This window comes from Amycolatopsis sp. NPDC104587 (assembly GCF_055583645.1).
This window is the reverse complement of record NZ_JBVJNO010000020.1, coordinates 39,227-65,745: the sequence shown is the minus strand read 5'-3', so window position 1 is coordinate 65,745 and position 26,519 is coordinate 39,227. Positions and strand designations below refer to the sequence as shown.

Here is a 26,519-nt window from a genome sequence, read left to right as displayed (position 1 = left end):
ACAAGGGTGGTCCGGAATAAACCACCGAATTGGCAGAATGCCATCAAGGCCACCTGGTGATGAATTTTCTCGATATCACCACGTCCCGTGACCTCTTGGACGTCCACAGTGGACGTCGTCGTGGCGCACACCACGCCCGCGGCACGCGGCGAACGGCCCCACCGGTACTACGGAGTAAGTTGGCGGCCGGCGGACCGGAAGGAGGAACGGGTGGTCTTCGGATTCGCCGTGACGGTCGCCGTGGCGGCCACGCTCGTCGCGCTGTGGAGCTTCGTCCAGTCGGCTCGCAACCGGCTGCCCGACAACCCGCTCCTGGTCGCGCTCGCGGTCCTCGAACTGCTGCTGGTCGCCCAGCTCGTGGTCGGGATCGTGCTGCTCGCCGGCGGTGACCGCCCCGGCAGCCTGGCGACCTACCTGGCCTACCTGATCGGCAGCCTGGTCGTGCTGCCGGTCGGCGCCGCGTGGGCGCTGGCCGAGCGGAGCCGGTCGAGCACGGCGGTGCTCGGCATCGCCTGCCTGGCCATCCCGGTGATGGTGCTGCGACTGAACGAGGTGTGGAGTGGAGCAACAGCGTAGGACGGCCAGCGGGCCCGGACGGGTGCTCGTCGCCGTGTACGCGATCTTCGCGCTGGCGGCGACGTCGCGAGCGGGCGTCCAGATCGGCACGAAGTTCCACGAAGCCCCGCTGGCCTACCTGCTCTCGGCGTTCGCCGCAGTCGTCTACATCGTCGCGACGATCGCGCTGGCCCGCCGTGGTGACGGCTGGTGGCGCGTGGCGCTCACCGCCTGCTCGATCGAGCTGCTGGGCGTGCTGACCATCGGCACGCTGAGCCTCGTCGACGCGGCCGCGTTCCGGCACCCGACCGTCTGGTCGGTCTACGGCGAGGGTTACCTGTTCATCCCGCTGGTGCTGCCGGTCGTCGGCCTGTACTGGCTGCGCCGGACGGCCCCGGCCAAGGTCACGGCCTGACCCCGGCGCAGTCGAACAGCACCCCGGCCGTGGTGGCGTCCGGACCGATCCGCGCCGGGGGCACCGGACGGCAGTGCTTCGCCTCCCAGGCGATCCGCCGGACGAGCTCACCGGCGTCGACCACGGTCTGCGAGGCCGAACCGCTGCCACGGATCTCGAGGAACACCCGCGGCAACAGCACGAAGCGCAGCTTCCCGGCCGAAACCCATCGCGGCAGGTCAGCGGCGGACGGCGCCGGGTCGAAGCCGAGGTAACCGCCGAGCGGCGCGACGCGGGCGTCGGTGTTCAACAGGAATGGGTCCGCGCCGTACGTGCCGCCCTCGACACCAAGGGCAACGCCCGCGGACGGCGCCTGCGCTTCGGCGTAGTCGAGGACCTCCCGTTGCCCCGGGCTCAGCCGGTACGCGCTTTCGATGAACCGGATGTATCCGGCTTCGGCGCCCTGACCGGTGTTGACGCCGACGACGGTGCGCAAAGCGGCCGTCGACGGTGGCCCGGCGCCCGGGTCGGCTGTCTCCAGCACGCTGACCGGCCGCACCGCGGTGTCGACGACGAAGGCCGCGGGACCGGCGACGATGGCGGCCAGGCCGGCCACGACCGTCGCGGCCCGGGCTCGCACCAGCGCCGCGACGACGGCGAGCAAGGCCAGCGCGAGCACGGCGTAGCGCAGCCACGGCGCCCAGTCCGGCGTCCGGTCGAGGAGGACGTACGCGAACACCGCCGTCCCGGCGACCGCGGCCGGCAGCACGAACCTGGCCGGTCCCTCCGAGCGGAACCACAGCCACGCCGTGACCAGCCCCGCGGCGGCGAGCGCGGCGATGGCCGGGGCGAGCTCGGCGGTGTAGTACGCGTGGAAGACACCACCGGTGAACGAGAAGACCACGGCGCCGACGACCAGCCAGCCGCCCCACAGCGCCCAGCCCGCCTTCGTCCGCGGCGCGGCGCCACGAGCCCGGCACGCGGCGACGACCAAGGAGACCAACGCGAGCGGCAGCAGCCACGCGATCTGCCCGCCGACCTCGGCGTCGAACAGCCGCAACGGGCCCGGTCCGCCGCCGAGCGCCGCGCCGACCGTCGCGGCGTAACCGCCGCCGACCCCGGTCGAGCCGCCGACCAGGCGCGTCAGGCCGTTATAGCCGAAGGCGAGCTGCCAGACCGACCCGTCCGTGGTGCTGCCGACGAACGGTTTCGCCCCCGGCCAGAAGCTCACGACGACCGGCCAGGCCAGCGACGCGGCGAGCGTCACACCACCGGCCAGCCCGATCCGGGCGAGCCGGCGGCCGCGCGAGCCGGGCGCCGCGACGAAGTACGCCAGCGCCAGGCCCGGCAGCACGATCCACGCGGCGAGCATCTTCGTGAGAAACCCGAGCCCGACGAACACGCCGGCCCACACCAGCCATCGCATCCCGTCGTCTTCGACCGCCCGGGTGACGCAGTAAGCGGCGAGCAGGAGCAGGAACACCAGCAGCGCGTCCGGCAGGTTGTCGCGGTTGACCGCGGCGGTGATCGGCGTCAGTGCGAACAGCGCGGCGACGAGCAGCGCGGTCCGCGGGCCCGCCCAGCGACGCACGACCCGGTGCAGCACGAACACCGCGGCGACCCCCTCAACGACCTGGACCAGCGCGATCGCCCACGGGTGGAAGCCGAACACGGCGACGCCGAGCGTCTGCGCCCAGAACGCGAGTGGCGGTTTGTCGACCGTGACGACGCCCGCCGGGTCGAAGCCCGCGAACAAGAACGCCGAGACGTCGCGGGACATCGAGTGGACGGCGGAGACGTAGTACGGCTGCAGCGGCCGGCTGCCCAGCGCCCATCCCCACAGCGCCGCGGCCACGGCCAGGACCACCCCCACCGCGATCCGCTCGCCCCGCCCGGTCCGCACCTCGGCCGTCACCGTCATGGCTCCCCCTCCGGTTCCCGCCGAAAACGCTAGGGCGGCGCGACGCCGGAGTCCTCAAGCCCCGGATTGATCCCGGCGCGAGAGCCTCCACCCGTGGGTTGAGCGCGGAACAGTACGGGGTACTGCACGTAGCCCGTTCGGGGAAATAAATACGGACGCGACCGGACTTTCGTCGGTTCCGGACATTCCCTGCGAACTCGGACACTTTCGGAGTTCGGTCCCCACCGGCTTTCCCCCGTGCGGGTTCCCGCGCGAAAAGGAGTCAGCGTGAAATTCGGCAAGTTCGTCCTGCTGGCCGCGAGCACCGCACTGGCCGTCGTCGGCCTCGGCGGCCCCGCGGCGGCCGAGAGCACCCCGCAGGCCCAGCCGTCGATCATCGGCGGCAGCACCGCGTCGAGCGGGCCCTGGGCGGCGCGGCTGTTCGTGAACGGCCAGCAGAACTGCACCGCGACGATCATCGCGCCGCAGTACATCCTGACCGCGAAGCACTGCGTGAGCAGCTCCGGCACCTACACGTTCCGGATCGGCAGCCTGGACCAGTCCAGCGGCGGCACGATGGCCACCGGATCGACGATCACCCGCTACAACGGTGCCGCCGACCTGGCGATCGTCAAGCTCACGACCTCGGTGAACGCGACGTACTCCCCGCTCGGCAGCGTCGGCGACGTCTCGGTCGGCCAGAACGTCTCGGTCTACGGCTGGGGCGCGACCAGCCAGTGCGGCTCCGAGATCAACTGCCAGTCGCGGTACCTGAAGGTCGCGACGGTCCGCGTCAACTCGATCGGCTGCAGCGACTACACGGGCGGCACGGCGGTGTGCGCGAACCGCGTCAACGGCATCACGGCCGGCGGCGACTCGGGCGGCCCGATGTTCGCCTCCGGCCGCCAGGTCGGTGTGGCGTCGACCAGCGACCGTTCGAACAACACGGCGTACACGAACATCACGCGTTATCGCAGCTGGATTTCCCAGGTGGCCGGGGTCTGATTTCCCCTGAAAGGGCCCGGCCATTTCGTGGCCGGGCCCTTTGCCGTCATTGTTCGCGGGGCCGGAAGAAGGCCACGAGCCGGGCGTCGGTCAGTGCCTCCCAGCTGTCACCGGTGGCCAGTACGGCGGCAGTGCCGGTGGGGAACTTGGCTTGGACCTGCCTGGTGTCTTCGCCGTTTCCGGCGAGGAGCAAAGTCAGCTCGCTGACCGCAGGTTCGTGCCCCACGACGGCCAGCCGGGTCACGTCCGGCGATGTCCGGCGGACGATGGCCAGCACCTCGTCGCCGTCGGCGCCGTAGAGCGCGCGGTCGTACTTGACAGCCGGCCGCCCGGCGAGTTCACCGCCGGCCAGGTGCCAGGTCTCTTTCGTGCGTCGAGCCGTGGAGCAGAGGACCGCGTCGGGAACATGCCCACCCTCGGCCAGCCACCGGCCGAGCTTCGGCGCGGCGCGGATCCCACGGGCCGCCAGCGGCCGTTCGTGATCGGGCAGGTCGTCCGTCCAGTCCGATTTGGCGTGCCGCAGCACGATGAGCCACCTCGTCGCGTCCATACCGGAGCCTAACAGCCACCGAATCGACGAAGAGGATCCTCATCTCGCGAACATTTCACGTCTCGTGAATGTCCACTAATTGACCACTATTCCGAGCACTGCGCCAACGGTTTCATCAGGAACTTCAGGTCGCCTGTAACGAAGAGACGAGTAGGTCCGACGATTCGCTGGACGGGGATGTCAAGAGCGCGAAGGGCGTACTGTGTCGAGACTGTTCATCAGCTACAGAGTAGCCGACAGCGTTCATGTCGCGGCGGCGATCGCGGACCGGTTGGGCCGCCATTTCGGCGCCGAGAACGTCTTTCGTGACCGGGATTCGCTGCCGGTGGGCGAGATCTACCCGGCGAGAATCCGGGACGCGCTGGCGACGTGCGACGTCGTGCTGGCCCTGATCGGTCCACAGTGGCTCGACATCCGGGACGAGTCCGGGCGCCGGAGGCTCGACGCCCCGCACGACTGGGTCCGCACCGAACTCAGGACGGCGTTCGAGCGCCGGATCCCCGTTGTGCCGGTTCTCCTGGACGGCACGCCGCTTCCGAGCCCGGCGGACCTCCCGGCCGATCTCGCGCAGCTCTGCGTGCACACCTTTTGGCAGGTGCGCCACCGGAGTTTCGAGTCCGACGTGCGCGGGCTGATCGAAGCACTCCCGGGCGGCGCGCCGCACGCTGCACAAAGGACTCCGGAACCCGGCGCGGGCCAGAACGTCCAGCACGTCAACGCCGACCGGAGCACCGTCTACGTGAACCAGGGCCGCCAGGTGAACAGCGTTCTCCCACCCGGCCGAGGCCGGAGCCGGGGATGAGCACACCTCAGCACGGCGGCTCGCACAACAACCAGCAGATCAACGTCGGCCAGGGCGGCAACGGCTTCGTCAACCAGAACGGGCCCCAGTTCAACACCACCAACATCTACCAGAACGGGCAGTTCCCGGTCCCGAAGCAGCGCGGCTGGAGCGGGTGGGTACTCCTGACGTTCATCGCCGTCGACATCGCGTTCTTCTTCTACGGCGCCGTCGCCTACACGGGACGCCAGGAAGACAGCGGCGACCTGTGGCGAGCCGTCATCTTTCTCCTGTTGCTGGCGACGACCGGAAGCCTTACCAGAAAATGGCTGCGCAGCCGCTGACAATTTCTTCCGATCCGGCGCAGAAATCACCGGCAATTCGATCGACACAGAAGGACCTGAAACAATGACCCAGGTATCCAGTGAAGCCATGACGGAAACGTCTGCATCGGCCGGTCAGCTGATCATGCCGTTCTACCTGATCGTCGACGTCTCCGGCTCGATGAGCGGCGACGTCGCCGATCTCAGCGTCGCCATCAACGACATGATCCAGGCGATTCTCACCGATCCGGTCGTGGACGACCTGGTGATGCTCAGCGTCATCACGTTCAACCACGCGGCTTCGACCCTCGTGCCCCTGTCGCCACCCAGCGAGATCACCGTGCCCGCCCTGCAGTCGTCCGGTGGCACCAGCTACGGCGCGGCCTTCCGCGAGTACAACCGGGTCTTCGAAGAGGACCGCGCCCGCCTGAAGGGCAAGGGGATGCGGGTCTACCGGCCCTGCGTCTTCTTCCTGACCGACGGAGCCCCGGGCGACCAGGACTACCTCACGACCTTCCGCTCGCTGTTCGCCTACGACCCCGCGGCCCGCACCGGGAACCAGGCGTTCCCGTACTTCGTGCCGTTCGGGTTCCGGTCCGCGTCCGAGAACGTCATGCAGTCCCTCGCGTACCCCGACTTCGGGAAGACCCGCGGCCGGTGGTTCCTGTCGCGCTCGACCAAGGTGCGCGAGGTCCTGCGGGCGATGACGGAGGTCATCGGCCAGACGGCGCTCAGTTCCGGCCAGTCGGCGTCGGCCGGTGTCCCGCAGATCATGCCTCCGCAGCCGACAGCGGACATGGACACCCAGTTCGGCGAAGCCGGAGGCGAGGTGTGAGCGGGGCCGCGGACGCCGCTTCCCGGCCGCCGCTCGTGGGCGGCCGCGGCTCACCCGCGATCGGCGCTCCCGGACGTGCGGCCAAGGAGCTTGCGGCGGGCGAGCCGCCGGGCGAGCCCGAGGTGCCCGACCACGCCCTGTCCGAGCACTCGACGCCGGACCTGGAGATCCGCGCCGCCTCGGTGCGGGGCCTGCTGCACCGCTACCTCGGCAAACCACGGCAGGACGCGTTCTCCGTCGTACGCGACCTGGAGAGCGGCATCGTCATCGTGGTCGTGTGCGACGGCGTCGGCTCGCTACCCCGCTCGCAGGAGGCGGCCGCGTTCGTGGCCGACCGGCTGCCCGGGCACTACTTGGCCGGCCGGAGCTGGGAGAAGGCAGTGAACTCCGTGAACGCCGAGCTCCGTACCTTCGCCGCACATCGCGCCGATCACGATCCCGAAGCCACCATGGCGACCACGGTGGTCGCCGTTGCGATTTCCCCGACGCAGGAGGGCCTGCAGGTCGACTTCGCCCGCAGCGACGACAGCACGGCGTGGGAGCTGTCCCCGGCGGGCGCGTGGTCCGAACTCGGGCAGGCCACGGTCGGGGAAGGCGAGCTGCACACGGGATCGGTCCGTGCGCTGCCGGCCGAGAAGCCCGTCCTGCAGCTGGCCCAGACCACATTGGACGGCACCGCGCTGTTCGTCATGACCGACGGCGTCGACGGGCCGCTGCGGAGTTCGGCCGAGGTCCGCGCGCAGCTGGCCGAGTGGTGGAGCGCGCCACCCCCGATCTTCGACTTCGGCGGCCAAGTCGGCTTCGGCCGCAAGGGACAGCTTGACGACCGCACGGTGGTCGGGATCTGGACGCGCACCCGGGAGGGGGGAGAACGGTGATCCGCAGGACGGACTTGGGTCCGATGGACTTCATCGCCGCCGGCGCGGTCGGCAAGGTCCACCGGCTGACGAAGTTCACCCTGCCCGGCTGCCCACCGCTGGCGTACAAGGAAATCAAGCCGGTCGGCGCCATCGACGCGGCGACCCGTGCGCAAGCGCTCGACAGCCTTGTCAAAGCCGTCACCTTCCGAGCCGGTCTCGGCCAGGCCGACCGCGACGACCTCGACGAGTACACCACCTGGCCCGTCGAAGTCGTGGAAGACGGCGGACAGCCGTGCGGCGCCGTGATGGCGTTGATCCCGTCTGACTTCTTCACGCGGACGAACCCCCCGAACGGCAAGTCCGGAAGCCTCGTCATGGAGCTCCAGTGGCTGTGCGCCAAGGACGTTCTCGTGCGCCGCCTCGGCATCGACCGCGCCGGCTACCAGGATCTGCTCGTCCGGATCGCGCTGGTGGCCCAGCTCGTCTACGCCGTCGGCCGGTTGCACGAGCACGGGCTCGTCTACGGCGATCTCAGCCTGAAGAACGCTGCCCTCGCCCTCAACCCGATACGGGTGAAGCTGCTCGACTGCGACGCCACGGCGGCGTTGACCGACCCGGGCCGAAAGCAGCTGCACTCCCCTTCGTTCAACCCGCCGGAGATCTCCTCGGGCGTCCGACTGCAGGACGATCGCACGGACATCTACAAGCTCGGCCTGTGCGTCATCCGCTGTCTGTCCCAGGGCGAAGGGATCACCCAGGCCAAGGATCCCGCCCTGCTGGCCGGCAAGCTCGACCAGCAGGCGATCGACGTCGTCGCGCGGGCGGTGAGCGCCGACCGTGATCGGCGGCCGACCGCGCGCGAACTCTTCGACTGCCTGGAGCGCAACCTCCTGCACCTGGCTTCTCCGCCGGCCCTGCGCGCGGCCTGGGTCGACCCCGCCGTGACCGTTCGCGGCCAGGACGTCCGCGTGCACTGGGAAAGCGACGGCGCCAAGGAGATCGTCATCAGGGGCGCCAACGGCCTGCACGTCCGGCTGCCGGACCAGGGCACCGCCACGGGCGCCCACACGGTGACTCCCCTGGCTTCCGGCCCGATCGACGTGGAGGTCGTCAACAACCACGGGAGTGCCCGGATGCACGCGGGCGATGTCCGGCTGTACGACCTCCCGGCCTTCCACGTCGACCTCCTCGGCCTCCCGCGGCCGGTCGTTCCGGACGTACCCGCGGTGCAGGTCCCGCCCGTGCTGCACGCGCTGCCGTCCGTTCCGGGGGTGAGCTCCGCGGAACACCCGGTGCCTCGGATCCAGCTCCCGCCGATGGACGCCGTCGCCGCCGCGCTCGGTTCGGTGGGCGCCTCCCCCGCGCCGATGCAACGAGTGACGGCCGCGGTGGCCGGTGGCGAGGCGGGGCCGCGGCAGGTCGCCGCGTGGGCCCGCCTCCACGACACGCCGGGGCCCGACCTGGCCGCCGCCGCCACGAAGACCGTGCTGGACGTACACGAAACGCTCGCCGACGCGCGCGAGCTCCTCAAGGACCGGGTGGCGGCCGACGTCGCCACCGCCCTGCGACAGGGAAGCACAAGACCATGACGCACCCCCACGGCCCGGCCGCGGCTCCCCGCCGGCAACTGGGCGACACGCTCACCTGGATCGGCGGCGCCGATCGGGCCATCCTCCGGACAGCGCCCACGAACCGCAGCTCCTTCGTCCAAATGGGACTGGTCGTGCTGGCGACCGCGGGCCTCGGGGTCCTGTCGATGTCGTTCGCCCTGCACAGCGGCCTGCACCTGCCCGTGGCACTGTCTGTGTTCGGCGGCCTGGTCTGGGGTTGCATCATCGCGGTGATCGACCGCTTCCTGGTCATGAGCCTCAACCTGCGCGGCGGGTTCGCCAAGGCTGTCGTCGTCGTCGGCGCCCGCGTCGCCATCGCGGCGCTCCTGGGCATCGTCATCTCGACCCCGCTCGTCCTGCAGATCTTCCAGGGCGAGATCGCGGCCCAGATCGTCCAGGACAACCTCGACAAGTCCGTGCAGAGCGGCAAGACCGCCGACCAAACCCCGGCGGCTGTCGAGCTCAAGAACACCCGGGACAAGATCGCAACGGACGAGAACATCCTCCGTGGTGTGCTGCCGGCCGCGGACTCGCCGGAAGTAAAGAACCGCCAGGACTACCTGGACAAGGCGCGCCAGACGTACAACACGGCACGCGAATTGGCCGAGGCGAAGTACCGTGCCTGGCAGTGCGAGCTGTACGGCTCCTCGTGCGAGGGTTCGACCAACGTGCCGGGTAACGGAAACCTGGCGAAGGCCCGCGAAGCCGAGTACCGCGACGCCCAGCGGCAGGCCGACGACGCAAGCGGAACGGTCACCCAGGCCGAGGCCGATCTCAAAAAAGCGCGCGACTCGGTGTCCACTCAGGGCGAGGACGCCCTCAAGCACGCACAGGAAGTCGCCAACGCCGAGCTCCCCGGGCTTCGCAACCGGGCGAATGCGCTGCAGGCGCAGGTCAGCGGGGACGTCGACGGCGTCAGCAAGACGAACAGCGACAACAAGGGCCTGCTCGCCCAGATCGTGGCCCTGGGTCACCTCAACAGCAGTGGCAACTCCGCCGCGATGGCGCACTACGCCGTCGCCGGGCTGCTGTTCATGATCGAACTCCTCCCGGTGCTGGTGAAGATCATGACCGGGATGGGCCCGCCGACGGCGTACGAACGCAACCGTGAAGCCTCTGAAGACGCCGACGTCGAGAACGCGAAGGTCGAGAAGCGCAAGCAGGCGCGCGACCGCGACGAGGCCGAGCGACGGGCCTCGGAGGAAGTCAAGAAGGAGGGCGCCGTCGTCGACGACATGCGCTCGCGCGAACGGGACCTGGGGATCAAAGCGAACGCGCGGGTCGGCAAGGAGATGGAGAAGATCCTCGACGCGGCGCTGGCCCAGTGGGCGAAGGACGTGCAGAAGACCTTGCACACCGCGACCGGGGCCGGCGCAGGTCAGCCGACCGGTCAAGCCGCGGGCGGCCCGACGAACGGCGGGCAGCCGCACCCGTCGTCACCGCCGCCGTCGAACGGGCAGCGCATTGTGCGCAGTCAGTTCAACCTGCCGAACGGGAAGAAGATCAGCGCGACGAACGGGAGCACGCCGTGACGGATCCGGTGGCCACCTGGATCGGGTGCCTCGTACTCGTGGTCGCGCCAAAGCAGCTGTCGGCACCGATCGCCGACGCGGTGGCACGAGTCGAGCGAATGATCCACGACGATCCCGTGTACGTCGACTCGGCACGCGTGTCCACTGCGAACACGGACGCCCCCCTGAGCGGCGACCTCGACACCGTCGCGTTCACGTTGTACCGCGACCTGGTGTACTGGGGCGCGTCCCCGGCACGCAACCCCGCCCCGTGCACGACGTTCTGCGTCTTGGTGGTGCACCCGGACCTCGAGGAAGCCGATCGGCTGGTGACCGCACTGGCCGAGACACCGTGTCTCGGCGAGCTGCCGATCATCTTCCGCACGGCCGCCCCGCCGTCCGACGGGCCTGACGCCGACCCGGCCACGTGGGGTGTCCCGCAGATCGTCGACGCAATCAACGCGACGGCCCACGAAGCCGACAAGAACCCGGACTTTCACCTCGAGGCCGCGCACCTTTCCCGGCTTGCCGTGAACACCCAGGTGACCGGGCCCGTGCAGCGACCCGCCGCCGAACCGACGGCGGTGACACGAAAATACGAGCCACCACCCTCGGCGCTTCCGCCGGCCGAGTACGGGGAGCGGATCAAGCTGACTGTGGGCGCCTTGGTGCCGAACCTGGTGCTGGACCGCTCTCGGAACCTCATGGCCAGGCGACGGCGGCCGACCACCGGCGTCGACGTGATCGAAGGTCTGAGTGAACATGCAGACCGCGTGGTCCTGCTCTACCTGATCTTCGTGTCGGCGCCCGTGAAGCCACCCCGCGCGGAGCGCAAGGCCCGGGCCGAATTCGCCTGTGCGCTCACCCGCTCGGTGCTGACCGCAACCGACGGCGACCCCTGGTTCGTCCGGGCGTTCAGCGCCGACGGGAAGCTCCACCGGGGACGGCCTCTGACCACACCCGATCTGCTGCGTCCCCGCGACTTCCCCGATCACTGGGGCGATCACCTCGATCTGTTCGACACGGTCCGCGACATTTTGGACGCCGGCGCGCGGGACCGGTCTTCGTTTCGGCGAAGAGGCGTCGAGACCACACGGACGGCGGTGGTCTTCGTCGCGGGCGCGCTGCCGCACGTGGGCGAGGACACCCGGAACCGGCTGGCGGAACTCTGCGCGTCGACGACGGTCGCTTGGGTCGGCTTCGGAGATGGTCACTCACCGGAGGACGAGGAGCCGTTCGAATCCGCGGGTGTGCATCTCCTCGAACACCACGAAGACGTCATCGACGAGCTGCTGCAGGTTGTCGACCCGCCGGCCGAGGAGAAGCCGGCGCCGGTGTCCGCCGAGCCTTCGGCCTCGGGCGAGGAGTGAGCCGGGCTGGCCTTCGGCAGCCTGGTGGCTGCATTGACCTGGGGATTTCGAGTGGGCCGCCTGGGGCTCGAACCCAGAACCTACGGATTAAAAGTCCGCAGCTCTACCAATTGAGCTAACGGCCCGCGGCTTCAGTTTAGCCAGGGCCGGGTCACCCACCCGCACACCGGGTCCGGCTGAGGCGTTGGCGAAGGTCAAGACTGGATCTTGCCGGGGTGGCCGCCCATGATGCCTGCATGTCTGGTTCGCTGCTGATCCTCACCGGGCCGCCCGGGGCCGGGAAGTCCACCGTTGCGCGGCTGATCACCGAGGATGCGCCGCGGGCGGCCGTGCACCTGCACACCGACAGCTTCTACCGCTGGATCCGGACCGGGTTCGTGCCGCCTTACCTGCCCGAGGCCGCGCGGCAGAACGAGGTTGTGCTCGGGGTGATCGCCGAAGCCGCTTGCGGCTATGGCCGCGGGGGTTACGACGTCGTGCTCGACGGGATTGTCGGGCCGTGGGCCCTGCAGCCCTTCCGCGACGCCGCGAAGCGGGACGGTCTGGACTTCTTCTACGTCGTGCTGCGGCCCAGTCTCGAGGTCACCCTCGCCCGCGGGACCGCCCGCGAAGGCCGGGAGCTCACCGAGGTCGAGCCCATCAAAGGGATGCACGGCGCCTTCGCCGACCTGGCCGAGCTCGAACAGGACGTCATCGACACTTCCGGCCAGACGATCGACGAGACAGTCGACGCGGTCCGGCGCCGGGTCGCTTTCCTCCGTGGGCGACCATCCTGACCTGCGGTGATCCAAAACTGTCGGACCCCTGTGGCACGCTCCGCTCATGACCGAACACACCCCGCCGGTGCTCGCCCCGGCCCGCTTGACCGGCGACCGGATCGACCCGACACCCGTCGCGGGCGAGCGGCAGGCCCTGACCGAGAGCCTCGACTACTACCGGCGCACGTTCGAGCTGAAATGCGCCGGCCTGGACCCGGGCAGACTGTCCGAACGCTCGGTACCACCCTCGACGCTGACCCTCCATGGGCTGCTGCGGCACCTCACCGGTGTCGAACGCTGGTGGTTCCGCATCCAGTTCGCCGGTGAGGACCTCCCGAACCTCTACTACTCCGACGACGACCCGGAGCAGGACTTCACGGCGCTGGACGGCGACGTCGGCGAGGCCTTTTCCTTGTGGCACAGCGAATGTGAGCGGTCCCGGGAGATCATCGCGGCGAGCGAGCTCGACCAGACCGGCACGCGCATCAGCACCGGCGAACCGTTCACCCTGCGCTGGCTGATGCTGCGCATGATCGGCGAGTACGCGCGGCACATCGGCCAAGCCGACCTGGTCCGGGAACGGATCGACGGCGCCACCGGCGAATAGGACTCAGGCTGCTGTCGCGCGGCGACGACGGAGCCGGAAGAGGAGGCTGCCCAGGAGGGGAACGACGATCCAGCAGGCGTACGCCCAGCGCGTGAAGAAGGCGACCGGGATCGAGACGATGAAGGCGGCGGCCATCGTGCCGACCCCGCGGTAGATCTCGCCGAAGCGGTTCGGCGGGGTGTCCGCGCGGTAGAGGTGGTGCCGCTGGATCTGCCGGGCCATCACGAGGAACAGCGTCAGCGCGACGACCTGCACGAGTGCGTAGAAGACGAAACGGAACTCGAACGCGCCGTCTTCGGCGATCACCTTCGTGGCGAAGGGCATGAGCACCTGCATCAGCAGCCAGCCGAAGCTGAGGTGCACCAGCCCGCCGCCCAGCGTGGTGACGTAGTGGAACAGGCGGTGGTGCGCGCGCCAATGGCCGCCGATCACGGCGAAACTGATCAGGAAGGAGATGTATTCGGACCGATGATCCCCGAGTGACCGCAGCAGCTCGGCGCTGGTGGCGCCCTCCGGCAGCGGCAGCTCGAGCGCGAGCAGGGTGATCGCGATGGCCACGACGGCGTCCGAAAAGAAGGTGAGCCGCTCTGCGGCGATCCCCCGGCTTTCGGAGTCGACGGTGTCTTTGTCGGACGTGACGCTGCTCATGGCCGGGGAGCGTGCCAGACGCGGTTGCGTGGGCGGTCGCCGAGGTGGGTGCGTGCGATGCTGGCGCCATGAGCGTCGACCCCGATTGCGGACTCCTGTCCCCGGTGCGGGCCGGTACGCCGGCCGAAGCGGCGACCGGTGACCAGGCCTGGCTGCGCGCCATGCTCGACGCCGAAGCCGCGCTGGCCAGAGCGCAGGCTCGGCTCGGCACGGTGCCGTCCGGGGCCGCGGCCGCGATCACCGAGGCGGCGGGCAGCGCGCGGATCGACGTCGTCGAGCTGGCACGCGGGTCGCGGGCGACTGCGAACCCGGTCGTCGGGCTGGTCAAGGCGCTGATGGCGGCCGTCGGGGACATCGCGCCCGATGCTGCGGAGTACGTGCACCGGGGCTCGACCAGCCAGGACATCTTCGACACGGCGATGATGCTGGTCGCCGACCGGACGCTGCGGCCGCTGGTGGCGGACCTCGACGCCGCCGCCGAGGCCCTGGCCGGGCTGGCGCGCGCGCACCGGGACACGACGATGGCCGGCCGGACGCTGACGGCGCACGCGGTGCCGACGACGTTCGGGCTCAAGGCGGCGGGCTGGCGGCAGCTGGTGCTGGACGCGGCCGTCCGGATCCGGCGCGTGCTCGACGGCGGGCTACCGGTCTCCCTGGGCGGTGCGGCCGGGACGCTGGCGGCGTACGTCGAGTACGCGCGCCTGGCCGACGACGCGCAGGCCGGCCAGACCAGCGCCGGGGGCGGGGGCGGGGGCGGGGGCGGGGGCGGGGGCGGGGGCGGGGGCGGGGGCGATGATCGCCGCACCGGCACCGGCACCGGCACCGGCAGCCGCGGCGACGGCGATCGCGGCACCGGCCGCCACAACGACGGCGGCGATGATCGCAGTACTGGCACTGGCACCGACGGCGACGGCGACGGCGACGGCGACGGCGACGGCGACGGCGACGGCGACGGCGACGGCGACGATCGTGGAACCGGCACCGGTGACCGCGGCTATGCGGAACGGCTGACCGCCGCGTTCGCCGAGGAGACCGGGCTGGCCGCTCCTGTGCTGCCGTGGCACTCGCTGCGGACTCCGGTCGTCGACCTCGCGAACGCGCTCGCCTTCACGGCCGGGGCGCTGGGGAAGCTGGCCGTCGATGTCGAGACGCTCACGCGGACCGAGCTGGGTGAGGTGACCGAACCTGCCGCGGATGGGCGGGGTGGCTCGTCGGCGATGCCGCACAAGCGGAACCCCGTGCTCGCGACGCTGATCCGGTCGGCCGCGCTGCAGGTGCCGGTGCTGGCGGCCGGGGTCACGCAGTCGATGCTGACCGAGGACGAGCGGTCGGCCGGGGTCTGGCATGCCGAGTGGCAGCTCATCCGTGAGTGTCTCCGGCTGGCCGGGGGTGCCGCGCACACCGCTGCCGAGCTGGCGCGCGGGCTCGGCGTCGAGCCTGGGCGGATGCGGGCGAACCTCGCGTCTACGCACGGGCTGATCCTCTCCGAGCGGCTTTCCGCCGTGCTCACCCCGCTGCTGGGGAAGGCGGAGGCCAAGGAGCTGCTGGGTGAGGCGTCCAAACGGGCAGTGCGGGAGGAGCGGCCGCTGCGGGACGTGCTCGACGAGCTGCCCGCCATCACGGAGGTCCTCACGCCCGCCGCGCTGGACGGGCTGCTCGACCCGTCCGGTTACACCGGTGCGGCGGGCGCGCTGGTCGACCGTGCCCTCCGTGATGACCGCGGGCCGGGCGGCGCTTCGACGTAGGGCCGGCAGGGACGTCGCAGCTCAGCGGCCCGGACCGGCACCGCCGGGAACCGCGGGAAATTTTCTTTGAACCGCCTCTGGCGGGGGTCCGTGTAGTGGGTATCAGGCAGCCGCACCGAGCGGCGGGAAACCCCAACGGACACAAGGAGAACTTCCATGCTTCGCACGCGCATCGCCGTCTCCGTCGCCGCTGCGGCAGCCGGGCTGGCAGTGCTCACCGCTTGCTCGGGTGCCGAAACTGCTCAGCCGGTCATCGCCCCTGCGGCGGCGGGTGGCACCGGCGGCGGCCAGATCGCCAACGGGCAGGTCGGCAACGCCGCTCCGGCGTCGAACGAAAGCAAACTCGTCGTCGCGGATGTCGCGGACGTCGGGCAGGTGCTCACCGACCAGAACGGCATGACCCTTTACCGCTTCGACAAGGACACCGCCAAGCCGCCGAAGTCCAACTGCGACGGTGACTGCGCCAAGGCCTGGCCGCCGATGCTGGCCACCGGGGACGTTCAGGTGCAGGGGGTCGACAAGAGCCTCGTCGGGAAGGTGACGCGGGCCGACGGCACCGAGCAGATCACCGTCGGCGGGTGGGCGCTCTACCGCTACGCCAAGGACACCAAGGCCGGCGAGGCGACCGGCCAGGGTGTCGGTGGCGCCTGGTACGCCGCGAACGCCAAGGGCGGGAAGGCCGGGCAGGCCGCTGCCGAAGCCGGTGTCGTCAAGCTGAGCGCCAGCAAGATCGACGGTCTCGGCGACGCGATCGTCGACCAGAACGGGATGACGCTCTACCTGTTCACCAAGGACACCAAGAAGGCCAAGACCTCCGCCTGCAACGGTGACTGCGCCAAGACCTGGCCCGCCGTGCTCTCCAACGGCAAGGTCGAGCTGCAGGGCATCGACTCGAAGCTGCTCGGCAGCATCAAGCGCGCGGACGGCACCGAGCAGGTCACCATCGGCGGCTGGCCCGTCTACACCTTCGCGAAGGACCTGAAGCCGGGCGACGCGAACGGCATGGGCGTCAACGGCACCTGGTTCGTCATCGAGCCCAACGGGTGCAAGGTCGGCACCACCCCCAGCTCCACCGCCAACCAGGCTCCGGCTGACAGTGGCGCTGGGAGCAGCAGCAACTCCGGCTCGGGTGGCACCACCTACTGAGCCACCCGGAACTTCCTCTAGTGCGCGAGGCCCGGCGGACGCTCTTCACGAGCGGCTTCCGGGCCTCGCTCGTTGTGGTTGCGACGCAGGAACGAGCGGCGGCGCGGCGCTTCGGTTTCAGTGACACCGTCGGAGACGCGGTCGGTGCGCTGCTCGACGACCGTGGGCTCGTCGACCGTCTCGTCTTCGGGGACGAGGATCGTGCGGCGGGCCGGGAGGACGGCGATCAGCAGGCCGAGCGCGGCGACGCCGAGGTGCAGCCAGGTGTCGGCGGGGCCCATGTCCATCGGGTTGCCGGCGGTGGCGAGCGGGTTGTTCGAGATGAGGCCGTCGATCATCAGGCCCCACACGAACAGGGCGCCGTAGCCGATGAAGAGCAGCCAGCCGAACGTGCGGGCGCGGCCGGAGCCGAACGCCAGCAGCAGGCCGACGACGCCGGTCACGACGCGGACCAGGCTCATGAGTGGGTTACCGGAGAACCGCCAGATCCCGGCGTCGTGGTGGCCGGCGAAGTTGCCGACCCCGGTCCTGGTGAACCCGATGATGCCGACGACGAGGAACGCGATCCCGGCCAGTCCGGCCAGCACCTGCGCCGGCTGCAGGCCGCGAACCCGGATGCGTGCGCCATTCGCGTGAGTCATGACTCCAGTCCTTCCCAGCATGTGGTGACGACCGTCACCGCACACAGGTACCCCGCGAACACGGGCAGCGAAACGACGGCCCTCACCGGCTCCGCTGACAACGATGTCGGGCAGCCCGCAGGCGACCGAGCAACCGCGCTACTGGTCCGTGTCCGCCAGCGACCCGTGGGCTCCCGAGCGGGGCAGCGGCCACGGCTGCACCCCACCCGCGGTCTCGACCTGCCGGCCGGACGGCGCCGGCGCGATCGTGTGGGCGCCGATCCACGTCAGGATGTCCGGGATCTGGGACTTGAAGGTGTTCATGTTGTGCCCCGCGTCGTGCACCCGCCACGACGAAAACTGCAGCGGCGGGCGCGCCGCGGCGCGGATCTGGTCGATCGCGAAGCTCTCGTAGCTCTCCTTGTCGCCCGAAACCGCCAGGATCTCGACCGGGGACGGGTGCAGGCGGACGTTCACGCGGACGTTGTTGGCGTCGTTGATGTCCTGGCGGCCCTTGAACAGGTCCTCGGTCTCGGCGTCGATCTGGGCCTTGTCGTAGCCGCTGACGCTGACCGCCTGGCCGTACCACTGCGGGTGGCGGGTCACCAGGTTCATCGCGCAGTAGCCGCCGGACGACCAGCCCGCGATCGTCCACGCCCGGCGGTTCGGGGAGACGCCGAGCTTCTGCAGGGCCCAGTCGCGCAGGTCGGCCGTCAGGTACGTGTCGTTCGCCGTGCCGTTGACCTCGTCGACGCACTCCGTGTCGTGGCCGACCTTCGGGACGCCCGTCGGGTCGGGGACGATCACCACCGTCGGCGGGAGCGCTTTCTTCGCGATCGCCGTGTCGAGCTGCTGCGGCATGCCGTAGACGGCGAAGACCTCGGGCCCGGACGGGTAGTTCGGGATCCACTCGACCGCCGGGAAGCGCAGCTCCTTGTACGCCGCGTCGAAGTACTGGGGCGGCAGGTAGACCGTGACGTCGCGGGTGAGCTTGGTGCGCCGGCCGGTCACCTTCATGTGGACGACCGTGCCCTTGCCCTCGCGGGCGTGCGCCACCCCGGTGTCGCGCAGCTTCTCGAGGTCCTCGCCGTTCTGCGCCGCCTCCGCGTCGGTGCCCTGGCCGGCGTAGACGCCGGTGCCGATCAGCGAGCCGACCGTCGGGAAGAAGCCGCCGATCATGTTGCCGGCCAGCCCGGTGCTGAGCACGACGAGCACCACGCCGAGCAGGATCGTGGCGCTGCGCCACAGCCGCTTGCGCTTCCACCGGTCCCAGAACCACGGGACGGCGATGATCGCGAGCAGCGTCAGCACGAGCACCACGATCATGGTGACCGGCGAGTCGAGCCGGATGCTGCTCAGGTGCATGGGTTCGGTCCTTCCGGGCGGGCAAGAATGCGCGCCCGGGTCGATCGGGAGTCGCGTATATATCACGTTTGAGCGGGCATGCACGTTGCGGCCCTGTGACTTGCGCCATAGGGCCGCAACGCCGTGCGGACTCAGCGATTTCTCAGTTATCGGGCCAAAGCGCGGGACAACACGGTGATCGCCTGGGTGATCGCGGCCTCCGCGGCGTGGGTCTCACGCAGGGCGTTCACCATCACGAAGTCGTGGATGATCCCCTGGTACCGGACGGCGGTGACGGGCACTCCGGCCTGACGCAGCTTCGCGGCGTACGCCTCGCCTTCGTCGCGCAGGACGTCGGCCTCGCCGGTGATCACCAGCGCCGGGGGCAACCCGGCCAGCTCCTCGAGGGACGCGCGCAGCGGGGACGCCGTGATCTCGGCGCGCTGGGCGGGGTCCGTCGTGTACTGGTCCCAGAACCACTTCATGCCTTCACGCCCGAGGAAGTACCCCTCGGCGAACTTCGTGTACGACTCGGTGTCGAAGTTCGCGTCGGTGACCGGGTAGAAGAGCACCTGCTGCCGGAAGGTGACGTCGCCGCGCTGCTTGGCCAGCAGGGTCAGCGCCGCGGTCATGTTGCCGCCGACGGAGTCGCCGGCGATCGCGATGCGCGAGGTGTCCAGACCCTGCGACGCGCCGTGCGAAGCAACCCACTTCGCGACCGCGTAGCTCTGCTCGATGGCGACCGGGTAGCGCGCCTCCGGCGAGCGGTCGTACTCGGGGAACACGACGGCCGCGCCGACGCCGGCGGCGAGCTCGCGCACCAGGCGCTGGTGGGTGTGGAAGTCGCCGAACACCCAGCCGGCGCCGTGGACGTAGAGGATCACCGGCAGCGGGCCCTCGACGCCCTCGGGGCGGACGATGCGGGTCTCGACCTCGCCGGTCGGGCCCCCGGGCACCGTCAGGACCTCGATCGAAGCGGGGGCCATGGCGACCTCGCCGTCCTGGACGCCGTCGACGGCCTTGCGCCCTTCCTCCGGCGGCAGCTGGAACAGGTACGGCGGCTGGTCGGTGGCCTCGGCGAACGCCTGCGCGGCCGGTTCGAGGGCGAGGTTCTGCGGGTTGGCGGTCATGACGTCCTCCTTGGGGGCGGTACGAGCTGATGCCATGAAGGTAGCTCCCAACTGAGTTGTGCACAACCAAATGACGTCCAATGAGATTAAGGGCACTTAGGTTGCCGCGCCGGTCCGCGGCCGGGATCATGGAGAGTTACGAGAGAGGAGGACGCCATGGCGTCACTGCGGCTGGACGACCAGCTCTGCTTCGGGCTGTACTCGGCGTCGCGCGCGGTGACGGCGCTGTACCGGGTCGTCCTGGAGGACCTCGACCTGACCTACCCCCAGTACCTCGTGATGCTGGCGCTCTGGGAGCGGGACCACCGGCTCGTGAAGGAGCTCGGCGCGGAGCTGAACCTCGACTCGGGCACGCTGTCGCCGCTGCTCAAGCGCCTGCACGCCGCCGGTCTGGTCGAGCGCAACCGCCAGGCCGACGACGAGCGCGCGGTCCGGGTCAGCCTCAGCGAAACCGGCAAGGCGCTGCACGAGAAGGCCGAAGGCATCCCCGGCGTGATCGGCACGGCGATGGGCCTCGACGACGCCGGCGTGGCCCGGATGCGCGCCGAGCTCGACCGGCTGACAGAGTCGGTGAACGCCTATCGGGAGGCCCGGTCATGATCAACCACGACGACGCGCTCAAGGCGGTCGAAAGCAGTCTCGACCGCCCGTCGGCCGCGCGGATCTACGACTACTTCATCGGCGGGAACACGCACTACGCGATCGACCGCGACTTCGCCGAGAAGGTCCGCGCGCGGCTGCCGCTGATGGGCGAGTACTGCCTGACCAGCCGCCAGTTCCTCGGCCGCGCGGTCCGCGAGTGCGTGCGCGCCGGCATCCGGCAGTTCGTCGACATCGGCTCCGGCCTGCCGACCGCGGGCAACGTCCACGAGGTCGCCGACGAACAGCGCGAAGAGCTCGACACGCGGGTGCTCTACATCGACAACGAGCCCATCGCCCTCGCGCACTCGACGCTGCTGCTCGCCGACACCGCCGACCCGGAGCGCCACCACGCGATCGCCGCGGACTTCCTGCAGCCGGAAGACCTCTGGGACCGCGTCGCGACCTCGGACATCATCAACGCCGGAGAGCCGGTCGCCCTGGTGATCAACGCCGTCATGCACTTCATCAAGGACGACGCGAACCCGGACGAGCTGCTGGAGTTCTACCGCGACCGGCTGGCGCCCGGCTCGCTGCTGGTGCTGTCGCAGATGACCAACGAGAACCCGGTCAACGACGACGAGCGGCAGGCGCTGATCGACCTGCTCGAGTACTACGAGACCACGACGAACCCCGGGTTCCTGCGCCCGATGGCCGAGTTCGAACGCTTCTTCGGCGGTTGGCCGATGCTCGAGCCGGGGCTGGTCTACGCGCCCGCGTGGCACCCGGACGAGCACACCGTCTTCGCCGCTTCGCCGTCCGAGTCGCGGGTCATCGGCGGCATCGCGCGCAAGCCCTGATCCACCTGGCTTCAACCCCCGGGTTGACGTCTTCACGCCGGCACGCGGGCACCGTGGTGATCGAGAGATCGACACGGAAAGGGAACGCTCGTGAACAGCTCGGTCAACATCCTCATCGGACTCGTGGTGCTGGCCTGGCTGCTGTGGCGCCAGACGCAGAAGCGCCTGGTGCGCGAGGACCGCAAGCCCACCGTGCTGCTGGTGCTGGTGGTGCTCGGAATCATCCAGCTGAGCAACTACCTCAAGTCCGCCTCGGTCTCGGCCCTCGTGATCGTGCTGCTCGTGGCCAGCTTGGTGCTCGCGGCGGGCTTCGGCGTCGTCCGCGCGCACAGCGTCAAGCTCTGGCGGGAGGACGGGCAGCTGTGGCGCCAGGGCACCTGGCTCACGATCGTGCTGTGGGTGGTCGCGATCGGTGTCCACATCGGACTGGACGTGCTCTTCGACAGCAGCGCCAAGGGCCTGTCCGGCGCGTCGATCCTGCTCTACCTGGCGGTTTCCCTCGGGGTGCAGCGGCTGGTCGTGCAGTCGCGCGCCACCCGGCTAGGAAGCTTCGCGTAGGCCTTCCAGGAGGTCGAGGACGGCCGCCTTGCCGAGGTCGACGGCCCGGTGCAGCACGGCGGGATCCCGTTCCAGCACGACGACGTCGGGTGACCCGGCGGGTGGGCGGATGCTGAGGATGCGGGGATCGGTGGCCAGCACGTCTTCGTCCTCGACGTCACGCCGGTGGGTGTCGCGCCACGCGGGGATCGCGCCGGGGGCCTGGCGGCGCAGGAACCGCGGGACCACGACGTCGTACGCCCTGGGTGGCGGGACCGGCAGCTCGTCGGCTCGGCGGGTGCGCAGGACGAGGACGTCGGTCGCGTCCTGGGCCAGCGCCGTGCGGTACGGGATGGGTTCGGCGACACCGGCGTCGACGAACCGGCGGCCGGCCATCGGGATCGGCGGGCCGGCCAGCACCGGCATGCAGGACGACGCCGCGAGCGCGACCTTGATCGCGTCGACGTCGTCGAGAAAGGGGTGCAGGTCGGTCGACTCCCCCGTGTCGGCGTCGGTGGCCAGCGGGTGGAAGGTGACCGGGTTGGCCAGGATCGCCGGGAAGTCCATCGGCTCCAGCACCGAATAGACCTGGTGGACGAGGTATTCGAGGTCGATCACCGCGCGGCCGCGCAGGGTGTGCAGCGGGTTGATGATCCGGCGCATGACGACCGGGTTCCACCAGGTCCGCACGCCGGTGGACGACCGGCCGCAGAGCAGCCAGGCGCCGTTCAGCGCGCCGGCCGAGGAGCCGTAGACGGCGTCGAACGCGGGGGTGACGCCGAGCTCGTCCAACGCCAGGACCATGCCGCTCGAGTACGTGCCGCGGCTGCTGCCGCCTTCGATGGCCAGCGCGAGACGACGGCCGTCGGTGCGTTCGCCCGGGACGCTGCCCGTCGCCATCCGTTCGGAGATCAGTTCGAGTACCGGGTGCACTCCTCCCATCCTGCTCCCCCAGGCCGCACTTTCACGTGAAAGTGCCGCCCCCAGGTGGGCACTTTCACGTGAAAGTGCGGCGTCTCTCATTGCGGTGCAACTTGGTGCATATGAAACTGGGTGCATGGCTCTGGAGCACGCGATCCTCGTCTCGCTGTCCGAGCGCGCCGGCTCGGGCTACGAGCTGACGCGCCGGTTCGAGAAGTCGATCGGGCTGTTCTGGAGCGCCACCCACCAGCAGATCTACCGCGTGCTGAAGCGGATGGAAGAGGCCGGCTGGGTCGCCGTCGACGTCGTCGCGCAGTCGGGGCGGCCGGACAAGAAGGTCTACACGGTCGGCGACGCCGGACGCGCCGAGCTGGTCCGCTGGCTGGCCGAGCCGGACCCCGACGCGGGTCCGGTGGAACTCGCCGTGAAGATCCGCGGCGCGTCCTTCGGCGACACCGCGAAAGTCGCCGAAGAGATCCGGCGGCACCGTGCGAGCCACGCCGGACGCCTCGACGTCTACCGCCAGATCGAGAAGCGCGACTTCCCCGCGCCCGCGGGTCTCATCGGCCGGCACCTCCACCAGTACCTGGTCCTGCGCGGCGGCATCCGCGTCGAAGAGGGCCAGGTCGAGTGGTTCGACGAAGTGCTCGCCGCCCTCCACCACACCAAGGACGCCTGATGAGCCAGTACCCGAACCTGCTGTCGCCGCTGGACCTCGGCTTCACGACACTGCGCAACCGCGTGCTCATGGGGTCGATGCACACCGGCCTGGAGGACAAGGCCGCGCACTTCCCCGAGCTGGCCGAGTACTACGCCGAGCGCGCCCGCGGTGGCGTCGGGCTGATCGTCACCGGCGGGTTCGCGCCGAACAAGACCGGCTGGCTGCTGCCGCTCGCCTCGAAGCTGACGACGTCCGCCGAGGCCCGGCAGCACCGGCAGCTGACTGCGCCGGTGCACGAGGCCGGCGGCAAGATCGCGCTGCAGGTCCTGCACGCCGGGCGGTACGCCTACCACCCGCTGAGCGTGTCCGCGTCGAGCATCAAGGCGCCGATCAACCCGTTCCGGCCGCGCGCGCTGACCGGCCACGGCGTCCGCAAGCAGATCAACGCCTTCGCCGACTGCGCGGCTCTCGCGCGCGAAGCGGGCTACGACGGCGTCGAGATCATGGGCTCCGAGGGGTACCTGATCAACCAGTTCCTGGCCGAGCGCACCAACAAACGCACCGACGCCTGGGGCGGCACACCGGAGAAACGCCGCCGGTTCGCCGTCGAAATCGTCAAGCGCACCCGGGAAAAGGTCGGCGACGACTTCGTCATCATCTACCGGCTTTCCATGCTCGACCTGGTGGCAGGCGGCCAGCGCTGGGAAGACGTCGTCGCGCTCGCGAAGGACGTCGAAGCCGCCGGGGCGACGATCATCAACACCGGCATCGGCTGGCACGAGGCCCGCGTGCCGACGATCGTCACGTCGGTGCCGCGCGCCGCGTTCACCTGGGTGACCGGGAAGCTCAAGCCGCACGTGGGCATCCCGGTCGTCACCTCGAACCGGATCAACATGCCGCAGGTCGCCGAGGAGGCCTTGGCGGGCGGCGACGCCGACCTTGTGTCCATGGCGCGGCCGTTCCTCGCCGATCCCGAGTGGATCCGCAAGGCCGAGACCGGCCGCGAGGACGAGATCAACACCTGCATCGCCTGCAACCAGGCCTGCCTCGACCACGCGTTCAAGCGCAAGCTCGTGTCCTGCATGGTCAACCCGCGCGCCGGCCACGAGACCACGCTGACGCTCACGCCGACCCGGCGCTCGAAGCACGTCGCCGTGGTCGGCGCCGGGCCCGCCGGGCTGTCGGCCGCGACCGCGCTCGCCGAACGCGGCCACCGCGTCGAGCTCTTCGAGGCCGACGACGAGATCGGCGGCCAGTTCGGGATCGCGCGGCGGATCCCCGGCAAGGAGGAGTTCGCCGAGACGATCCGCTACTACCAGCGGCGGCTCGAGGTGACCGGGGTGAAGCTGCACCTCGGGACGCGCGTCACGGCGAAGGACCTGACCGGCTTCGACGAGGTCGTGCTGGCCACCGGTGTCGCGCCGCGGGTGCCGTCGCTGCCCGGCATCGACCACCCGAAGGTGCTGTCCTACGTCGACGCCGTCCGGCACGGGAAGCCGGTCGGCGAGCGGGTCGCCGTGATCGGCGCCGGCGGCATCGGCGTCGACGTCTCCGAGTTCCTGACCCACGCGGACTCCCCCGCGCTCGACCGGGACGCGTGGATGGCCGAATGGGGTGTCACCGACCCGGAACAGGCGGCGGGCGGGCTCACCGAGCCGAAGCCCGAGCCGTCCCCGCGGCAGGTCTACCTGCTGCAGCGCAAGAAGTCCGGGATCGGCGCCGGGCTCGGCAAGACCTCCGGCTGGGTGCACCGCGCCGCGCTCAAGGCGAAGGGCGTCGAACGCATTCCCGGGGTCACCTACGACCGCATCGACGACGCGGGCCTGCACATCACCGTCGACGGCCGGCCGCGGCTGCTCGAAGTCGACACGGTGGTCGTCTGCGCCGGTCAGGAACCCGTGCGGGACCTCGACGGCGAGCTGCGCGCCGCCGGGCTCGCCGCACACCTGATCGGCGGCGCCGACGTCGCGGCCGAACTGGACGCAAAACGCGCCATCGACCAGGGGACGCGGCTCGCGGCGGCGCTATAGCCCGGAAGCGGCCCGGCACTGGCAGGATGGGCCCCGTGCGAGACGTATGCGTGATCGGGCTCGGGCTGATCGGCGGTTCGCTGCTGCGCGCGGCCGCCGCGAGCGGCCGCACGGCGTGGGGCGCCGCGGTTTCCGAAGTGGACGCCGACGCGGCGAGCAGAGCGGGTTTCGACGTCACGACCGACGTCGAAGCGGCCCTGCACCGGGCCGCGGCCGAGGACGCCATGGTCGTGCTGGCCGTGCCGCTCCCGGCCGTCGAGGACCTGCTGCGGCTGGTCGGCCAGCACGCGTCGCACTGCCTGCTCACCGACGTGACCAGCGTGAAAGCGCCGGTGCTCGACGCCGTCCGCCGCCGGGTGCCGTACACGCGCTACGTCGGCGGGCACCCGATGGCCGGGACGTCGAACTCCGGCTGGCTCGCCGGGGACGCCGGGCTGTTCCAGGGCGCGGCGTGGGTGGTCGGGGTCGAGGAGGACACCGACCTCGACGCCTGGGCCGAGGTCGCGCGGTTCGTGCTGGACGTCGGGGCGCACGTCGTCCCGCTGCCCGCGGAGTCGCACGACGAAGCCGTCGCCCGGATCTCCCACCTGCCGCACCTGTTCGCGGCGATCCTCGCCACGATCGGCGCCGAAGGCGGCCCGCTCGCGATGTCGCTGGCCGCCGGGTCCTACCGCGACGGCACGCGCGTCGCGGGGTCGAGCCCGCAGCTCGTCCGCGCGATGACCGAAGGCAACCGGGACGCGCTGCTGCCGATCGTCGACGAGGCGCTCGGCCGGCTCGGCGCGGCGCGCGGCTCACTGGCGTCGACCGGCGGCCTGGCGGCCACGATCAACGCCGGACACGAAGGCGCGCAAGCACTCGTGGCCAGCCTAGACGTCGAGCGCGCCGGGGTCCGGATCAGCCTGGCGGCCCCCGACGCGCGCGACGGCCTGATCGCGCTCGGCGAACGCGGCGGCCGGGTCACCGGCCTCGCGGACGGGATCGCGACCGGCGAGGTGCAGTAGCTACTGGGCGGGCGGCGGGGTCGGCTCGTCCGGCTTGCTGTCGAACTTGTTGAGGAAGTCCTTCGCCTTCTCGACACCGCCGTCGATCTGCGAGTCGTGGCCGGAGAACTTCGACTTCGCGAAGTCCGCGGCCTTGTCGAGCCCCTGCTCGATCTTGTCGTTGTGCTCACGCAGGGCCTCTTCGGCCTTGCCCTTCAACGCGTCGAAGTCGATTCCCATGCCCCCAATTGAACAG

The 26,519-nt window shown here is 70.4% G+C and carries 28 protein-coding genes and 1 tRNA gene; 20 read left to right on the top strand and 9 right to left on the bottom strand.

Annotated features, from left to right (window positions below; genetic code table 11):
• Positions 1–210: 210 nt before the first annotated feature.
• Both ACZ61C_RS43020 and ACZ61C_RS43015 read left to right on the top strand, forming a co-directional pair.
• Positions 211–576, top strand: a complete 366-nt coding sequence (locus ACZ61C_RS43020) for a hypothetical protein (RefSeq protein WP_465313820.1) — start codon at positions 211–213, stop codon at positions 574–576.
• A 22-nt stretch (positions 577–598) separates the two neighbouring features.
• On the top strand, positions 599–970 hold the full coding sequence (locus ACZ61C_RS43015; RefSeq protein ID WP_395921846.1) for a hypothetical protein: 372 nt from the start codon (positions 599–601) through the stop codon (positions 968–970).
• Here the strand turns inward: ACZ61C_RS43015 and ACZ61C_RS43010 are convergent.
• Positions 960–2,870: an ArnT family glycosyltransferase gene (locus ACZ61C_RS43010; RefSeq protein WP_465313731.1), complete on the bottom strand. Its 1,911-nt coding sequence runs from the start codon at positions 2,868–2,870 to the stop codon at positions 960–962. The genes ACZ61C_RS43015 and ACZ61C_RS43010 overlap by 11 nt on opposite strands.
• A gap of 267 nt (positions 2,871–3,137) precedes the next feature.
• Between ACZ61C_RS43010 and ACZ61C_RS43005 the strand changes: the two genes are divergently transcribed.
• Positions 3,138–3,854 (top strand): S1 family peptidase, encoded by a 717-nt coding sequence (locus ACZ61C_RS43005; RefSeq protein WP_465313730.1) that lies wholly within the window; start codon positions 3,138–3,140, stop codon positions 3,852–3,854.
• A 46-nt stretch (positions 3,855–3,900) separates the two neighbouring features.
• On the opposite strand, the gene ACZ61C_RS43000 is transcribed toward ACZ61C_RS43005, so the two are convergent.
• Entirely contained in the window at positions 3,901–4,404 is a 504-nt protein-coding gene (locus ACZ61C_RS43000; RefSeq protein ID WP_465313729.1) for a SixA phosphatase family protein, read from the bottom strand.
• A gap of 202 nt (positions 4,405–4,606) precedes the next feature.
• Between ACZ61C_RS43000 and ACZ61C_RS42995 the strand changes: the two genes are divergently transcribed.
• From ACZ61C_RS42995 to ACZ61C_RS42965, 7 genes are all read left to right on the top strand, one after another.
• Entirely contained in the window at positions 4,607–5,206 is a 600-nt protein-coding gene (locus ACZ61C_RS42995) for a toll/interleukin-1 receptor domain-containing protein (protein WP_465313728.1), read from the top strand.
• Complete coding sequence (locus ACZ61C_RS42990) at positions 5,203–5,529, top strand: hypothetical protein (RefSeq protein ID WP_465313727.1); 327 nt, start codon at positions 5,203–5,205, stop codon at positions 5,527–5,529. Before ACZ61C_RS42995 ends, ACZ61C_RS42990 begins: the two co-directional genes overlap by 4 nt.
• An 88-nt stretch (positions 5,530–5,617) precedes the next feature.
• Positions 5,618–6,343, top strand: coding sequence for a vWA domain-containing protein (locus ACZ61C_RS42985; RefSeq protein ID WP_465313726.1), 726 nt, complete (start codon positions 5,618–5,620; stop codon positions 6,341–6,343).
• Positions 6,340–7,221, top strand: a complete 882-nt coding sequence (locus ACZ61C_RS42980) for a protein phosphatase 2C domain-containing protein (RefSeq protein WP_465313725.1) — start codon at positions 6,340–6,342, stop codon at positions 7,219–7,221. The genes ACZ61C_RS42985 and ACZ61C_RS42980 overlap by 4 nt, the downstream gene beginning before the upstream one ends.
• 23 nt (positions 7,222–7,244) lie before the next feature.
• The gene (locus ACZ61C_RS42975) at positions 7,245–8,792 is read left to right on the top strand and encodes a serine/threonine-protein kinase (protein WP_465313724.1); all 1,548 of its coding nucleotides are present in this window, start codon (positions 7,245–7,247) and stop codon (positions 8,790–8,792) included.
• Complete coding sequence (locus ACZ61C_RS42970) at positions 8,789–10,345, top strand: DUF4407 domain-containing protein (protein ID WP_465313723.1); 1,557 nt, start codon at positions 8,789–8,791, stop codon at positions 10,343–10,345. The genes ACZ61C_RS42975 and ACZ61C_RS42970 overlap by 4 nt, the downstream gene beginning before the upstream one ends.
• Positions 10,342–11,694 (top strand): hypothetical protein, encoded by a 1,353-nt coding sequence (locus tag ACZ61C_RS42965; protein WP_465313722.1) that lies wholly within the window; start codon positions 10,342–10,344, stop codon positions 11,692–11,694. The genes ACZ61C_RS42970 and ACZ61C_RS42965 overlap by 4 nt, the downstream gene beginning before the upstream one ends.
• Before the next feature lie 52 nt (positions 11,695–11,746).
• Here ACZ61C_RS42965 and ACZ61C_RS42960 read toward each other — a convergent pair.
• Positions 11,747–11,819: transfer RNA gene (locus ACZ61C_RS42960), tRNA-Lys, on the bottom strand.
• A gap of 111 nt (positions 11,820–11,930) precedes the next feature.
• Between ACZ61C_RS42960 and ACZ61C_RS42955 the strand changes: the two genes are divergently transcribed.
• Both ACZ61C_RS42955 and ACZ61C_RS42950 read left to right on the top strand, forming a co-directional pair.
• Positions 11,931–12,470 carry an AAA family ATPase gene (locus ACZ61C_RS42955; protein WP_465313721.1) on the top strand — a complete coding sequence of 180 codons (540 nt, stop codon included), beginning with the start codon at positions 11,931–11,933 and terminating at the stop codon, positions 12,468–12,470.
• Positions 12,471–12,516: 46 nt separating this feature from the next.
• A complete protein-coding gene (locus ACZ61C_RS42950; protein ID WP_465313720.1) occupies positions 12,517–13,059 on the top strand; it encodes a DinB family protein in 543 nt (180 codons plus the stop codon).
• A 3-nt stretch (positions 13,060–13,062) separates the two neighbouring features.
• Here the strand turns inward: ACZ61C_RS42950 and ACZ61C_RS42945 are convergent, their stop codons facing one another.
• Complete coding sequence (locus tag ACZ61C_RS42945) at positions 13,063–13,707, bottom strand: TMEM175 family protein (protein ID WP_465313719.1); 645 nt, start codon at positions 13,705–13,707, stop codon at positions 13,063–13,065.
• Between the two features lie 68 nt (positions 13,708–13,775).
• Here ACZ61C_RS42945 and ACZ61C_RS42940 point away from each other — a divergent pair, with 68 nt between their 5' ends.
• The gene (locus tag ACZ61C_RS42940) at positions 13,776–15,452 is read left to right on the top strand and encodes a lyase family protein (RefSeq protein WP_465313718.1); all 1,677 of its coding nucleotides are present in this window, start codon (positions 13,776–13,778) and stop codon (positions 15,450–15,452) included.
• A 156-nt stretch (positions 15,453–15,608) separates the two neighbouring features.
• Entirely contained in the window at positions 15,609–16,598 is a 990-nt protein-coding gene (locus tag ACZ61C_RS42935; protein WP_465313717.1) for an SCO0930 family lipoprotein, read from the top strand.
• Positions 16,599–16,615: 17 nt separating this feature from the next.
• On the opposite strand, the gene ACZ61C_RS42930 is transcribed toward ACZ61C_RS42935, so the two are convergent.
• The 3 genes from ACZ61C_RS42930 to ACZ61C_RS42920 form a co-directional block, all read right to left on the bottom strand.
• Entirely contained in the window at positions 16,616–17,239 is a 624-nt protein-coding gene (locus tag ACZ61C_RS42930) for a DUF4383 domain-containing protein (protein WP_465313716.1), read from the bottom strand.
• Positions 17,240–17,377: 138 nt separating this feature from the next.
• Positions 17,378–18,583: an alpha/beta hydrolase gene (locus tag ACZ61C_RS42925; RefSeq protein ID WP_465313715.1), complete on the bottom strand. Its 1,206-nt coding sequence runs from the start codon at positions 18,581–18,583 to the stop codon at positions 17,378–17,380.
• Between the two features lie 146 nt (positions 18,584–18,729).
• Entirely contained in the window at positions 18,730–19,692 is a 963-nt protein-coding gene (locus ACZ61C_RS42920) for an alpha/beta hydrolase (RefSeq protein WP_465313714.1), read from the bottom strand.
• Between the two features lie 156 nt (positions 19,693–19,848).
• On the opposite strand from ACZ61C_RS42920, the gene ACZ61C_RS42915 reads away from it, so the two are divergent.
• The 3 genes from ACZ61C_RS42915 (at position 19,849) to ACZ61C_RS42905 (ending at position 21,689) form a co-directional block, all read left to right on the top strand.
• Entirely contained in the window at positions 19,849–20,292 is a 444-nt protein-coding gene (locus tag ACZ61C_RS42915) for a MarR family winged helix-turn-helix transcriptional regulator (protein ID WP_465313713.1), read from the top strand.
• A complete protein-coding gene (locus ACZ61C_RS42910; RefSeq protein ID WP_465313712.1) occupies positions 20,289–21,131 on the top strand; it encodes an SAM-dependent methyltransferase in 843 nt (280 codons plus the stop codon). Before ACZ61C_RS42915 ends, ACZ61C_RS42910 begins: the two co-directional genes overlap by 4 nt.
• Before the next feature lie 90 nt (positions 21,132–21,221).
• Positions 21,222–21,689, top strand: a complete 468-nt coding sequence (locus tag ACZ61C_RS42905) for a hypothetical protein (RefSeq protein ID WP_465313711.1) — start codon at positions 21,222–21,224, stop codon at positions 21,687–21,689.
• Here the strand turns inward: ACZ61C_RS42905 and ACZ61C_RS42900 are convergent.
• Positions 21,672–22,610, bottom strand: a complete 939-nt coding sequence (locus tag ACZ61C_RS42900) for a patatin-like phospholipase family protein (protein WP_465313710.1) — start codon at positions 22,608–22,610, stop codon at positions 21,672–21,674. The two genes, ACZ61C_RS42905 and ACZ61C_RS42900, sit on opposite strands and share 18 nt — an antisense overlap.
• 115 nt (positions 22,611–22,725) lie before the next feature.
• Between ACZ61C_RS42900 and ACZ61C_RS42895 the strand changes: the two genes are divergently transcribed.
• Genes ACZ61C_RS42895 through ACZ61C_RS42885 form a run of 3 tightly spaced genes read left to right on the top strand, consistent with a single transcriptional unit; the run spans position 22,726 to position 26,284 of the window.
• Positions 22,726–23,268, top strand: coding sequence for a PadR family transcriptional regulator (locus ACZ61C_RS42895; RefSeq protein ID WP_465313709.1), 543 nt, complete (start codon positions 22,726–22,728; stop codon positions 23,266–23,268).
• A complete protein-coding gene (locus ACZ61C_RS42890; RefSeq protein ID WP_465313708.1) occupies positions 23,268–25,280 on the top strand; it encodes an FAD-dependent oxidoreductase in 2,013 nt (670 codons plus the stop codon). The genes ACZ61C_RS42895 and ACZ61C_RS42890 overlap by 1 nt, the downstream gene beginning before the upstream one ends.
• 50 nt (positions 25,281–25,330) lie before the next feature.
• A complete protein-coding gene (locus ACZ61C_RS42885; RefSeq protein ID WP_465313819.1) occupies positions 25,331–26,284 on the top strand; it encodes a prephenate dehydrogenase in 954 nt (317 codons plus the stop codon).
• On the opposite strand, the gene ACZ61C_RS42880 is transcribed toward ACZ61C_RS42885, so the two are convergent.
• Entirely contained in the window at positions 26,285–26,503 is a 219-nt protein-coding gene (locus ACZ61C_RS42880; protein ID WP_465313707.1) for an antitoxin, read from the bottom strand. It lies immediately after the preceding gene.
• Positions 26,504–26,519: the final 16 nt, after the last annotated feature.